Origin of the sequence: Parabacteroides sp. AF19-14 (assembly GCF_003635485.1) — a bacterium.
Classification (GTDB): Bacteria; Bacteroidota; Bacteroidia; order Bacteroidales; family Tannerellaceae; genus Parabacteroides; species Parabacteroides distasonis.
This window is the reverse complement of record NZ_QTMJ01000006.1, coordinates 246,170-260,355: the sequence shown is the minus strand read 5'-3', so window position 1 is coordinate 260,355 and position 14,186 is coordinate 246,170. Positions and strand designations below refer to the sequence as shown.

The 14,186-nt window shown below is 48.2% G+C and carries 10 protein-coding genes; all 10 read left to right on the top strand.

Annotated elements, in window-relative coordinates; translation table 11 throughout:
- Positions 1-167 precede the first annotated feature (167 nt).
- The 10 genes from DWX33_RS08695 to gldL all read left to right on the top strand — a co-directional run bounded on the left by DWX33_RS08695 (position 168) and on the right by gldL (position 14,185).
- The gene (locus tag DWX33_RS08695; RefSeq protein WP_233570145.1) at positions 168-2,828 is read left to right on the top strand and encodes a transglutaminase domain-containing protein; all 2,661 of its coding nucleotides are present in this window, start codon (positions 168-170) and stop codon (positions 2,826-2,828) included.
- A gap of 322 nt (positions 2,829-3,150) precedes the next feature.
- Complete coding sequence (locus tag DWX33_RS08690; protein WP_029257153.1) at positions 3,151-4,251, top strand: efflux RND transporter periplasmic adaptor subunit; 1,101 nt, start codon at positions 3,151-3,153, stop codon at positions 4,249-4,251.
- A gap of 11 nt (positions 4,252-4,262) precedes the next feature.
- On the top strand, positions 4,263-7,301 hold the full coding sequence (locus DWX33_RS08685) for an efflux RND transporter permease subunit (protein ID WP_122380213.1): 3,039 nt from the start codon (positions 4,263-4,265) through the stop codon (positions 7,299-7,301).
- Between the two features lie 4 nt (positions 7,302-7,305).
- Positions 7,306-8,649 (top strand): TolC family protein, encoded by a 1,344-nt coding sequence (locus DWX33_RS08680; RefSeq protein WP_022191996.1) that lies wholly within the window; start codon positions 7,306-7,308, stop codon positions 8,647-8,649.
- A gap of 199 nt (positions 8,650-8,848) precedes the next feature.
- Complete coding sequence (locus DWX33_RS08675; protein ID WP_005863261.1) at positions 8,849-9,640, top strand: O-methyltransferase; 792 nt, start codon at positions 8,849-8,851, stop codon at positions 9,638-9,640.
- Between the two features lie 19 nt (positions 9,641-9,659).
- Positions 9,660-10,223: a cob(I)yrinic acid a,c-diamide adenosyltransferase gene (locus DWX33_RS08670; protein ID WP_005859850.1), complete on the top strand. Its 564-nt coding sequence runs from the start codon at positions 9,660-9,662 to the stop codon at positions 10,221-10,223.
- 71 nt (positions 10,224-10,294) lie between these two features.
- On the top strand, positions 10,295-10,516 hold the full coding sequence (locus DWX33_RS08665) for a DUF2795 domain-containing protein (protein WP_005633363.1): 222 nt from the start codon (positions 10,295-10,297) through the stop codon (positions 10,514-10,516).
- Positions 10,517-10,663: 147 nt separating this feature from the next.
- Positions 10,664-11,611, top strand: a complete 948-nt coding sequence (locus tag DWX33_RS08660) for a type IX secretion system membrane protein PorP/SprF (RefSeq protein WP_008777736.1) — start codon at positions 10,664-10,666, stop codon at positions 11,609-11,611.
- Positions 11,612-11,614: 3 nt separating this feature from the next.
- Positions 11,615-13,042: an SUMF1/EgtB/PvdO family nonheme iron enzyme gene (locus DWX33_RS08655; RefSeq protein ID WP_005859855.1), complete on the top strand. Its 1,428-nt coding sequence runs from the start codon at positions 11,615-11,617 to the stop codon at positions 13,040-13,042.
- Positions 13,043-13,093: 51 nt separating this feature from the next.
- Positions 13,094-14,185, top strand: a complete 1,092-nt coding sequence (gene gldL, locus DWX33_RS08650) for a gliding motility protein GldL (protein WP_227211229.1) — start codon at positions 13,094-13,096, stop codon at positions 14,183-14,185.
- Position 14,186 lies beyond the last annotated feature (1 nt).

The following is a 14,186-nucleotide window of genomic DNA, read 5'->3' as shown; positions in this document are numbered from 1 at the left end:
AACTTTTTGTAATTATAATCACACAAAAAGAAGAAATCCGGTCCCAAATTTACAGGAAGACCAGATTTATTCTTTCTATAGAAAAACAAATCTTTCTTACAAATTGTTCGAGAATTTTTCTATCTCGCATAGAATCATTACTTTTGGCAAACATACATATCCGCTTTATGAACAAAAAACATCTATTTGCGCTGTTGTTCACATTACTCGTATGGACGAGCTGTAACAACCAACAACATTTTATTACCGACGCTGCTTACCGAGCTGAGGTTGAGAACGATTTCCAAGCGAAACAGGCCGCCCTGCCTAACGGAGACCTTTTCGCAGTATTTAACGATCAAATGACTCCCGAAGAGAGGGAGGCGTTAACCTTCATGTACGCCTATATGCCGATTGGAGACATCACGGACTATAGTGGCGATTTCTATTTGAAAAACATCCGTTCCTCTTTCCAAGCACGGAATGAGATGCCTTGGGGCGATAGCATTCCAGAGGATATCTTCCGCCATTTCGTATTGCCGGTACGAATCAACAATGAGAATCTGGATGAAAGCCGCATGGTTTTCTTTGATGAGTTGAAAGACCGGGTGAAGGGTCTCTCGTTGTACGATGCCGTACTGGAAGTGAATCACTGGTGTCATGAGAAGGTTATCTATACCCCTTCCGATGGGCGCACAAGTTCCCCTTTGGCATCCGTAAAGACCGCTTACGGTCGTTGCGGTGAGGAGTCTACCTTCACGGTAGCCGCTTTACGTTCCGTGGGTATTCCCGCGCGTCAGGTATATACGCCTCGCTGGGCGCATACGGATGATAACCACGCATGGGTAGAAGCTTGGGTGAATGGTAAATGGTATTTCCTCGGCGCTTGCGAGCCCGAACCGGTATTGAATCTGGGTTGGTTCAACGGCCCTGCTTACCGGGGTATGTTGATGCATACGAAAGTATTCGGTAAATACAATGGCCCGGAGGATGTCATGGAACGTACCGATGGGTATACCGAGATCAACGTGATCGATAATTACGCGCCTTCGGCTAAAGCTGTTATCACGGTTACGGATGCCAATGGCAAGCCGGTAAAGGACGCTTTGGTAGAATTCAAGATTTATAACTATGCCGAGTTTAACAGTGTAGCCCGCAAGAAGACGGATGCGGATGGCAAATGCTCATTATCCGCCGGAAAAGGGGATATGCTGGTATGGGCCAGCAAAGACGGCAAGTTCGGCTACAGCAAGGTCTCTTTCGGCAAGGACGGAGAGGTTACGATCGCCTTGAATAAGAAACCGGGAGATGTGGAGACGATCGCCCTAGATATCGTACCACCGGTAGACGGCTCTATCCCAGCGGAAGTTACACCGGAGCAAAAGGAAGCGAACGCCAAACGTTTATTGGAGGAAGACGCTATCCGTAATAAATATGTAGCCACTTTCTATACGGAAGAGAAAGCGGAGGCTTTAGCGAAAGAATTGGGTATCGACCCGATGAAGACGGAGGATTTCATGATCGGTAGCCGTGGTAACTGGATGGAGATCGAGAAGTTCTTACGGGAGACTCCCGCCGAGAAGCGTGCGCAGGCGATGGCATTATTGGATGTCGTGTCCGCTAAGGACCTACGTGATACACCAGCGTCTGTCTTCGCGGATCATTTGAATAATACGCCGGCCGTTCAAAGCGAATGGTTCAATGAATATATCATGAATCCTCGTGTGGCCAATGAGTTCCTGACTCCTTATAAGAGTTTCTTCGCTGCAAACATTGAGCCTTCCCTTGCGAAACAAGCCGTAGAGAATCCACAGGCATTGGTGGATTGGGTGAAGAATAACGTCTCCATTAACGACGCACTAAACGCACAACGTATTCCGATCATGCCGATGGGTGTATGGAAATCCCGTATCGCTGATAAGGGCTCCCGTAATATCTTCTTCGTGGCCGTGGCTCGTAGCTTAGGTATTCCGGCACGTATCGAGCCGGTAGCCCGCAAGATCCAGTACTTCAAGGACAACGCTTGGGTAGACGTCGATTTCGAGGCTGCCGTACAGACGACCGCTAAACAAGGCAAGGTAATCGCTTCTTACCAACCAATCAAGGCGCTGCAAGACCCGAAATATTACAGTCACTTCACGATCGCCAAGGTTTTGCCGAACGGTACTTTACAGACCTTGAATTTCGAGAGAGGCGGTAATGTGGATATGGGCTTGGGAGATACTTGGAGCGGATTACTGAAGAAACCGTTATCCATGGATGAAGGTAATTATATGTTAGTGACCGGTACTCGTATGGCAAACGGTAGCGTATTGGCCGAGATCGAGTTTTTCAATGTGGAGGCAGACAAGACCACCCCGATCCAATTGGAGATGCGCGAAAGCAAGGACGAGATACAGGTGATCGGTAATTTCAACTCCGAGAATAAATTCAAACGTGCGGACAACGGCGAGGAAACTAGCTTGCTAGCTACTACCGGACGTGGCTACTATATCGTAGCGCTTCTAGGCTCCCGCCAAGAACCGACAAACCATGCGATGCGTGATATCGCCGCCGTGAAGAAGGAACTAGAAGATTGGGGACGAGGCATCGTGCTTCTCTTCCCTGACGAGAAGGGCTATAAGAACTTCGATCCGAAAGAGTTCGGCGATTTACCGGGCACGATCACATACGGTCTGGATATCGACGGGGCGATCCAAAAGGAGATGGCTACAGCGATGAAATTGCAAAACGCCAATACCTTGCCGATCTTCTTGATCGCCGATACGTTCAACCGTGTCGTATTTGTCTCTCAAGGCTATACAATTGGCTTGGGCGAGCAGTTAATGAAAGTTATACATAAGCTATAACAGATCGTTTCACAAGTGTGATCTGATCTTTTCACCCATGTGAAACGATCGGATCACGGCTGTGAAACGTTCTTTTCACCTATGTGAAAAGATCTATACGACAGGAGACACTCATTTCTTCTACCACAAACCGATCAGACTTCCTCCCTAGATTCGTTTTAATTCCCTTATTTTTCCCGTTCTTCCCAATCAGGGATTCATCTCTCAAAAAAATAATATCTTTGATTAAACCTTTTTACGAAAGGGCAGTCTAAACTTGCGTTTAGTTATATATTTTGGAGTAACGAGTGTAAATTATCAGTAAATACCATACGAGAACATGATGACAAAGAGAGCGAAATGGGGAGTTACGGCGGCTATCTTATTAATGATAGCGGGAATGATTGCTTACCCTCAATTGAAAAACAAGTTCAAGGCATCCCAAGATGCCGCTTCCGTCGTACCCACATCGGGCACGAGCCTACGAAACCAGACACTTAACATCAATGCCGAGGTATTGAAATACCAATCATTAACCGATAAGATCATGAGTACCGGAAGTACCCTTCCGGACGAAGAGGTGGATTTGGCTTTCGAGTCCTCCGGTAAGGTGGTAGCCATCTATTTCACGGAAGGTAGCCACGTAAAGGCGGGCGATCTGTTGGCCAAAATCAATGACAAGCCGCTGCAAGCCCAGCTAAAGAAGCTGGAGGCTCAAGTTCCTTTAGCCAAGGATCGTGTCTATCGCCAACGTACCTTGTTGGAGAAAGACGCCGTCAGCCAAGAGGCCTACGAGCAAGTAGCCACCGAATACGAGAAGCTAATGGCGGATATCGAGCTAGTCAAAGCGAATATCGCCCAGACAGAGCTTCGGGCTCCTTTCGATGGAATCATCGGACTTCGCTCCGTGAGTGAGGGCGCGTACGTTACCTCCTCCTCTTCCGTAATCGCCAAGTTGACCAAGATATCCCCTTTGAAAATCGAGTTCTCCATCCCCGAGAGCTACGCGGCCGAGGTACAAGACGGAACCCCGATCCTGTTCCGCATGGAGAAAGACGGTATGATGCAGAACTATAAGGCGACCGTTTACGCCGTGGAAAGCAAGGTAGATATGGCGACCCGTACCTTGAAAGTACGTGCCACTTACCCGAATCCGGGCGAGAATATCTTACCCGGCCGTTATACCTCCGTCGAGATCAGCAAGCGGGAGATCAAGGACGCTTTAGCCATCCCCAGCGAGGCCGTTATCCCCGAGATGGGAAAAGACATCGTTTACTTATATAAGAACGGCGTGGCCGAGCCTCAAGAGATCACGATCGGTATTCGAACCGAGAGCCGTGTACAGGTATTGCAAGGGTTGAATGTGGGCGATACGCTGATCACGTCCGGCGTGATGCAGTTACGTACCGGCATGAAAGTTTCTATTGACAACTTGACTGAATAAGGAGAAGAACGATGGCAAATATTTCAGAAACCAGTATAAACCGGCCCGTACTCTCGACAGTGATGATGCTGGTCATCCTCCTGTTCGGCTTTATCGGTTACCGGTTCCTTGGCGTCCGGGAGTTCCCGAGCGTAGACCAGCCGATTATCTCGGTCAATGTATCTTATCCCGGAGCGAACGCAGACGTGATCATGAATCAGATCACCGAGCCGTTGGAGCAGAATATCAACGGTATCCCGGGTATCCGTTCATTGAGTAGCGTGAGTAGCCAAGGCAGCAGCCGTATCACGGTAGAGTTTGAGTTGTCCGTGGATATGGAGACGGCGGCGAACGATGTACGTGATAAGGTATCTCGTGCCCAACGCTACCTTCCCCGCGACTGCGACCCACCTACGGTATCGAAAGCGGATGCCGATGCCTCCCCGATCATGCAGATCGCCATCCGAAGCAACAAACGCTCGTTGATGGAGTTGAGCGAGATCGCCGAGCTAACGGTGAAAGAGCGTTTGCAGACCATCGAGAACGTGAGTGGCGTGGATATCTGGGGACAAAAACGGTATTCCATGCGTCTATGGCTGGACCCAATCAAGATGGCGGGTTACGGAGTGACCCCGATGGACGTGAAAAACGCCGTCGATAACGAGAACGTGGAGCTTCCTTCCGGTAGTATCGAGGGAAATACGATCTCCTTATCCATACGTACCTTAGGATTGATGCATACCGCCAAGGAATTCAACGATTTAATTATCAAGGAAGACAACAACAACATCGTGCGCTTCAGTGATATCGGACGTGCGGAGGTAGCTCCCGAGGACTTGCGGAGCTTACTGAAGAAGAACGGCGAGCCAATGGTTATGACCGTTATCATCCCCCAACCGGGAGCCAACCATATCGAGATCGCCGACGAAGCCTACAAGCGTATCGAGCAATTACAAAAAGACCTGCCGGAAGATGTCACGATCGAGATGATGTATGACAACACTCGCTTTATCCGGGCCTCTATCAGTGAAGTACAACAGACGATTTACGAGGCTTTCCTCTTGGTCGTATTGATTATCTTCTTGTTCCTCTGCGACTGGCGGGTCACGCTGGTTCCTGTCGTCGTTATCCCCGTATCGTTGGTAGGAGCTTTCTTTGTGATGTATATCTCCGGATTCTCCGTCAACGTATTGACGATGTTGGCGGTCGTGCTCTCGGTCGGTCTGGTGGTAGACGACGCGATCGTGGTGGCGGAGAATATATATGTACGTATCGAGCAAGGCATGTCACCGAAAGAGGCGGGTATCGAAGGATCGAAAGAGATCTTCTTCGCCGTGGTATCTACCACGATCACCCTGATCTCCGTATTCTTGCCGATCGTGTTTATGGAAGGTATGACGGGGCGCTTATTCAAGGAGTTCAGTATCGTGATCGCCGGTTCGGTCGCTATCTCCTCGTTCGTGGCCCTTACGTTTACACCGATGTTGGCTACCAAGCTATTGAAGAGGAGAGAGAAGAAAAACTGGTTCTATCGGAAGACCGAGCCGTTCTTCGAGGGATTGAACACGATCTACGCCAAGTCGTTGAACGCGTTCTTGAACCATAAGATATGGTCGATCCCTATCGTTATCCTTCTTTTCGGATCGATCGGGTACTTCTGGAAGAACATTCGTTCCGAGTTATCGCCTTTGGAGGACCGTTCCATGATCTCCGTGAATATGCGCGGGCCGGAAGGGGCTACCTTCGAGTTTATCCGCGACTACGCGGACCGTATCGAGCAAATAGCCGACTCCATCGCTCCCGAGAAGCAATCCATCATGACCCGCTCGTGGGAAGGAGGAGGTTCGCTAAACCTCATATTAAGCGATATCAAGGAACGGGAACGCTCGCAGATGGAGATCGCCGAGACCTTGTCGAAAGAAGTCCGCAAAGAGACCTTGGCCCGCGCCTTCGTACAACAGCAATCCACCTTCGGCGGACGCCGGGGCGGTATGCCTATCCAATACGTACTGCAGGCCCCGACCTTGGATAAACTGCAAGAGTTCCTGCCTACGTTTATGCAAAAGGTGAACGAGAGCCCGGTCTTCCAGATGGCGGACGTGAACTTGCGCTTCACCAAGCCGGAGGCACGTATCGAGATCGACCGGGATAAGGCTTCCTTATTGGGCGTCAGCACCCGGAATATCGCCCAGACCTTGCAATATGCGTTGAGCGGACAGCGTATGGGCTACTTCTATATGAATGGTAAGCAATACCAGATATTGGGCGAGATCAACCGCCAGCAACGAAATACCCCTGTCGATTTAAAATCGATCTATGTACGTAGTAACAATGGGGAAATGATCCAGCTGGATAACTTGGTTAAGGTTACGGAAAACGTGGCGCCGCCCCAATTGTATCGCTATAACCGTTTCGTATCAGCGACGGTTTCCAGTGGATTGAATAAAGGATACACGATCGGCGATGGTCTGGACGAGATGGACCGTATCGCCTCGGAGGTGCTGGATGGTAGCTTCCGCACCGCTCTTTCCGGCGAGTCGAAAGAGTTCCGTGAGAGTTCTTCCAGTTTGATGTTCGCCATGATCTTGGCCTTGCTGATGATTTATTTGGTGTTGGCCGCCCAGTTCGAGAGTTTCAAGGACCCGTTGGTAGTGATGTTCACCGTGCCTTTGGCTATCGCCGGTGCGCTGATGTTCATGAGTTATTCGGGTATCACGATGAATATATTCAGCCAGATCGGTATCATTATGTTGATTGGTTTGGTGGCGAAGAACGGTATCTTGATCGTAGAGTTCGCCAATCAGCGGCAAGAGTCGGGACTTAGTTTGCCGGAAGCGATCCGCTCGTCCGCGACCCAGCGTCTGCGCCCGATCTTGATGACTAGCGTATCCACCATCCTCGGTTTGGTGCCATTGGTATACGCTACGGGCGAGGGTGCCCAAGGGCGTATCGCCATGGGTGTAGCGGTAGTAGGCGGAATGTTGGTATCGACCTTCTTGACCCTGTTTATCGTACCGGCCATGTATTCATTTATATCCACCAACCGAAAAAAACAAAACACCAAGTTGTAGATTTATGAAGAAATATGTATATACCTTATTATTTGCCTTCTCTTCCCTCTTTATAGCGGAAGCGCAGCAACTATTCGATCTGAAACGGTGTATCGAAACCGGATTAGAGCAGAACTACTCCATCCGTATCATTCGTAACGAGCAACAGATCAGCGACAATAACGCCACCCCGGGAAACGCCGGTTATCTGCCTACCGTAGATATGAGCGGCGGATTCAGCGGAAATATCAATAACAACCGTAACAGCCTGCAAGACGGATCGATCGAGAAGGCGAATGGTATAAACAGCGAGACGGGCAATGTCGGACTAAACGTTAACTGGACGGTTTTCGACGGTTTCGGTATCCAAGCCGAATACTCTCGCTTGAAAGAATTACAGCGAATGGGGGAATTGAACACCCGCATGACCATCGAGGATTTCGTAGCCAACCTTTCCAGCGAGTACTACAACCTGATCCGGCAGAAAATCCGTTTGCGTAACCTCCGTTCCACCTTGGATCTTTCCAAGGAGCGTTTACGGATCGTGGAAGAACGGTATTATATCGGCTCCATGTCCCGTCTGGACTTGCAACAGGCTCAAGTGGACTTCAACTCGGATAGCTCCAAGGTATTAAACCAATTGGAGGTCGTGCATACCTCCCGTATCCGCCTGAACGAGTTGATGGCATTAAATAATGTGGAGGAGGAAATCCAGATCAAGGACTCCTTGATCTACCCGAACCCGTTCCTCGACGAGGTAGATCTATGGAAGAATACCCTCGAAGCCAACGCCTCACTCCTGATCGCCCAAAAGAACCAGACGTTGTCTGAGCTTGATTATAAAAAGGTAAAAAGCCGCTATTATCCCTATGTCAAGCTAAACGCAGGCTACGGCTACACGGCGAACTGGACGGAAGTGGGCAATTACGACCTCCAACAACGGCTGGGGCTTAATTACGGCGTGACCATCGGTATGAGCCTCTTCGATGGTTTCAACCGGAAACGTGAGCAACGCAACGCCCGCATCCAAATCGAGAACCAGCAATTGCGCATCCAAGAACTGGAACTTGCCCTGCGTGCGGACATGAGCAACTTCTGGATGGCCTATAAAAACAACCTCGACCTATGGAGCCTAGAGAAAGAGAACCTCGTAGCCGCCCAAGAGAACTACCGGATCGCCATCGACCGCTATAAACTTGGCGAGTTGTCTGGTATCGAATTGCGTGAGGCACAAAACAGTCTGCTGGAAGCGGAGGAGCGTCTTTCCGTGGCGGAATACTCCACCAAGATCTGTGAGATCTCGCTGCTTCAATTAAGCGGGCAGATATTAACCTATATCCGCCCAGAACCGGAGAAAGCCAGTTTCTAAGATAAAGCTAGTGCCACGCTGATGGCATGACTGTGCCACTGCGATGGCACGCTGGTGCCACCTTTATGGCACGGCTGTGCCATCCGCATGACACAAGTCATTATAACCCCGTTTAATGACTAGAGGCTTATGCTAATTGCGTTTTTTTATGTAAGTTCGCGGTAAATGGCAAGGTCTCATTGCCCAATGACAAAAAGAAATGCAAATACTACCAAAGGTTAATACATTACGAAAAGGATCGCTCTTGTACCGCAGCATCCGTTACCGTAAAGGATTCGGAGTACATTCGCCTTTCGTTTTTAACCTCATCACGAAGGTCATCGAGGAAAAATGCTCTTATTATAGTTTCTATGATATAGAGCTTTTACGTAAGCAGTTATTATTCAGGGAAGGAGAGATCACCTATCCAGACCGGCAGAACAAAGGGAAACGAAAGACCCGTTCCATCAGCGAGATCGTAAAACGGGAATCCATCCGGCCCAAGCATGGCGCCTTATTATTCCGTTTAACAAACTATTTCAAGTCCAAGAATATCCTCCAGATAGGAACCACGATGGGGCTGTCTACCTTATATCTAACCTCCTATGCCACGGGATTGAAATGTATCGCCTTGGAAAATGTACCGGAATTCGCCACGATTGCCCGTCAAGCATTCGCTAAAGAGGGACGTAATCCCGTCGATTTGCGTATCGGTAATTATAAGGACTTGCTTCCCCAAGCCTTAAATGACATAAATAGCTTAGATTTTGTTTTTTTCAACACTTTATATGAACAACATAACAACCTCTGGCTGTTTAATGAATGTATGAAATACGCGCACAACGATACGGTATTCGTTTTTGAGGGAATCAAGGCGAGCCGTAAGATGCGTGAACTTTGGGAAGAGATCTGCGCATGTCCGGAAGTGACGGTCACCTTAGATCTTTACTCGCTAGGGATTGTCTTATTCAACAAGAAATTGCACAAACGAGATTATATTGTTTATTTTTAGGATTCAAAACAAGTCAGATATGAAGAAGAGTATTATCTATACCAGAACAGGCGATAAAGGAACCACTTCACTGGTAGGTGGACAACGCGTGTCGAAAGCGCACGATCGGATCGAGAGCTATGGCACCGTAGATGAGCTGAACTCCTTTATCGGATTATTAATCACGGCCTTGAATGATGAGAAAGATACTGATTTCTTATCATTCATCCAGCATAAGCTATTCACGATCGGTTCTTACCTAGCCACGGATCAAGCGACCACGGAATTGAAAATCGAGAGCAAGGTAACGCCCGAGAGCATCGAGCGTATCGAGCGGGAGATAGACCGTCTGGATAACGAGCTGCCGAAAATGCATGCGTTCATCCTACCGGGAGGATGCCGCTCGGCCGCCCTCGCACATGTTTGCCGCACCGTTTGCCGTCGTGCCGAGCGACAAATCTATCGCTTGGCCGAGAATTGCCCCGTTGAGGAGCCTGTATTGATATTTATGAACCGTTTATCGGATTATTTCTTCGTTCTGGCACGAAAAGAATGCATAAATAATAACGGTAAAGAAATTATTTGGGATTATACTTGCGTATAATAAATAAAGTCATATTTTCGCGGAAAAATAGAGAACCAAATCGCTTCGGCGGTTATTAATACTTGACAGCTATGTATTGGACATTAGAGTTAGCTTCAAAATTGGAAGACGCACCCTGGCCTGCGACTAAGGATGAACTTATTGACTATGCACAACGTTCTGGTGCGCCATTAGAAGTGATTGAGAATTTGCAGGAAATGGAAGATGAAGGCGAGATTTACGAATGCATGGAAGACATCTGGCCGGATTATCCAAGTAAAGAAGACTTCTTCTTCAACGAGGAAGAATACTAGTTCAATTGAGAATTGGAAATTGAAAATTAAGAAATAGAAGAACGAGGTGGCGGACGATCGAGCTCCCCTGCCTCGTTGTTTTTTTGTGAAAATACAATTTATCCGGATTTGCTGCGTTTGTAGTTACAACGTGAAGTGAATGTTTAAATGAGAAGACGTCTTCTTTCGATCTTGATCCTTTTGTGTACTTGTGCGGGAATCGTACGGGCGCAATATGACGCACGCTTAAGTCAATACTTCATGGCGAAACCGTATTATAACCCGGCCGTGGCCGGAGCTACGGAGGACTTGAATATATTGGCTCTCGCCCGCTTGGAAATGATCGGCGTACATGGGGCACCCAAGTCGTTCTTCATTACCGCGGATATGCCACTCGCTTTAGGCAAGACGAATCATGGTGTCGGATTGGTTGTATTTACCGAGGCGATCGGACTTTTCCAGAATACACATGTAGGGGCGCAATACGCCTATAAGTATAAATTATTCGGGGGAGTCTTGAGCGGAGGTCTGCAAATCGGCTTAGTCAACCAATCGTTCGACGGAACCAAGGTGATAAAGGTTGAGTCCGAATACCATCAAGAGACCGACGCAGCCATCCCCGTAGAGCAGGTCAGCGGCATGGGGTTGGATATGAACTTCGGTATTTACTATACCCATAAACGGTTTTACGCCGGGTTTGGCATGACGCATATCACCCAACCGGAGCTTCAACTGGACGAGAACGCCTATACCTATATAGGTCGTTCACTTAATTTAATGGGTGGATACAATATTCAATTAAAGAATCCGTTGATAGAATTACAGCCCTCGGTGTTCTTGCTGACAGACATGCAAAGTTTTCATGCGGATATTACCGCTAGGCTGGAATATAATAAGATGTTTAATGGTGGTTTTTCCTATCGGGTGAATGAATCGGTGGGCATCATGTTCGGCGTAAAGCTAGGTCGTTTCCATGCGGGTTACGCCTTTGATTTTCCGACCACGGCCTTAGGCCGGGCAAGTAGCGGTAGCCACGAGCTATGTGTCAAGTATGCCTTAAAGCTGAACAAGACGAAGACAGGGAAAAATAGACATAAAAGTGTACGTATATTATAGTATATGAAAAAAGTATTATTAGTACTTGTAACGGTAGCCTTGCTTACCTCCTGCGGTAAATCTCTCCGGAGTGCCGGCGGTGAGGTGACAGGTGTCAGATCGGTAGCGTTCAATGAACCAGCGCCGTATGGAATGGTCTTGGTTAAAAGAGGTTCGTTCGAGATGGGTCCCGCCGACAAGGATTCCTTGTGGGGAATCATGCCGGAGACGAAAGGGGTCTCTTTCGACGCGTTCTGGATGGATCAGACAGAGGTAACGAACGCCAAATATCGCCAGTTCGTTTATTATGTGAGAGACTCTATTATCCGTGAACGCTTGGCGGACCCGGCTTATGGAGGCAACGATCTGTTCAAGATCACGGAAGACCGTTACGGGGAACCTGTCACTCCGCATTTGGACTGGAACCGTCCGATTCCTTGGAGACGGGCGAACGAGGATGAGCAACGTGCGATAGAAAGTGTCTATTACACGAATCCCGTTACCGGAGAGAAAGGTTTGGACCCTAAACAAATGATCTATAAATACGAGTGGTACGACTATACCGCCGCCGCCCTCCGCAAGAATCAGTTGAACCCGGCGGACCGGGTTCGTAATACGGATATTCAGGTAGATCCGAACGAGGTAGTCATGATCTCCAAGGACACCGCTTACATCGATGATGAAGGACGTGTAATCAACGAGACGATCACCCGCCCGTTAAGCAGCGAATGGGATTTCTTGAATACCCGTATCGTCAATATCTACCCAGACGAGAATTGCTGGGTGAACGATTTCAAGAATGCGTACAACGAGCCATATACCCGTATGTATTTCTCTCATCCGGGTTACGATGATTATCCCGTAGTCGGTGTTTCTTGGGAACAAGCGACTGCCTTCTGCGTATGGCGTACGAATTTATACAAAGAATCCTTGAGCTTGCCACCGGGACAATTGGTAGAGCCATTCCGTCTTCCGTCCGAAGGAGAATGGGAATATGCCGCCCGTACAGGTAAGAACGAGAATAAGTACCCTTGGTCTACCGACGAGCTTCAAGACAGCAAAGGCTGTTTCTTAGGTAACTTCAAGCCGGGTAAAGGTAATTATACGGAGGATGGCCATTTGATTACGTCTCGTGTAGGCTCTTTCGCCCCGAATGAGTTCGGGTTATACGATATGGCAGGAAACGTGGCGGAATGGACCTCAACGTCTTACTCCGAGTCTGGCCCGAGCCAAATGAGCGACATGAACCCGGATCTGCGTTACAACGCCGCCAAGAACGATCCCTACGCCATGAAAAAGAAAGTAGTGCGAGGAGGTTCTTGGAAAGATGTCTCACAATTTATCCGTTCGGACATGCGTACTTTCGAGTTCCAGAACGAGAGCCGTTCTTACATCGGTTTCCGTTGCGCACGTACCCAAATAGGATTCTCTCGCTCCAAGGGAAAGAAATAAGCGGGAATTATAAATTTAAAGTTTTGAATCATTTAAGACAATAATACGACGATGGGAAAATATAGAAGATATAAAAACAGACTGGAGATGTTCCTCTCCAGCGAAAGAGGAAAACGAGTATTGAACTTCCTGTATAGTTGGGGTGCGTCCATCGTAATCCTCGGTGCGTTATTTAAGTTATTACATATACCATACGCTAACCAAATCTTGTTCGTGGCGATGATCACCGAGTCTATCGTATTCTTTATCTCGGCGTTCGAGCATCCGAACAAGGAATATCATTGGGAAGATGTTTTCCCCGTATTGAAATCAAAGAACCCGATGGATCGTCCGGATTTCACCGGTACGCCGATCTCAACCATGATCAATTCTACGGATAATGTAGAAGACGATGAGATAGCCGGGGGAATAAATATCGGTTCGGTAGCGTCTAAGGCGAACGCGCAAAGAGGTGGTTCCTTGAATATCGCAGGTAATCTGGACGTGACGGAAGAAGATACCAAGAACTTATCCGAGAGCATCAAGAAATTAAGCGGAGCGGCCGAGCAAATTTCCAAGATGGCGGAATTGACGGAAGCTACCCAAAAATATCTGGAGCAATTATCTGGCATGTCTGAGAACATGGAGCGTTTCAGCCAAGTGACTAATTCGCTTACGAACGTATCCGATACACTGTTGAACTCTTATAAGAGTATCACGGATAATTCCGATGGCATCAACCAAAACTCCCGTGGTTACGTACACCAGATGGAACAATTGAACCGTAACGTATCCGGATTGAATACCATCTATGAGATCCAGTTGAAGAGTATCAGTTCGCAGATCGAATCTATCGAACACATCAATAGTGGCTTGAATCGTATCCGTGAGATGTATGACGGATCGGTGGTAGATAGTTCCGTATTCCGTAACGAGACGGAAAAGATGACTCGCCAACTGGCCGAATTGAACCAAGTATACAGTCGTTTATTGCAAGCGATGACCGTGAATATGGGCTACCAACAACCGGCGCAGCCGCAACAACAACCTCAACAACCGATGTATCAGCAGCCACAACAGCCCGGTTACCAACAGCAATATCAGCAACCCTATGGTTACCAACAGCCACAACAGGCTCCGTATACAAACAACCCAATGAAGTAAA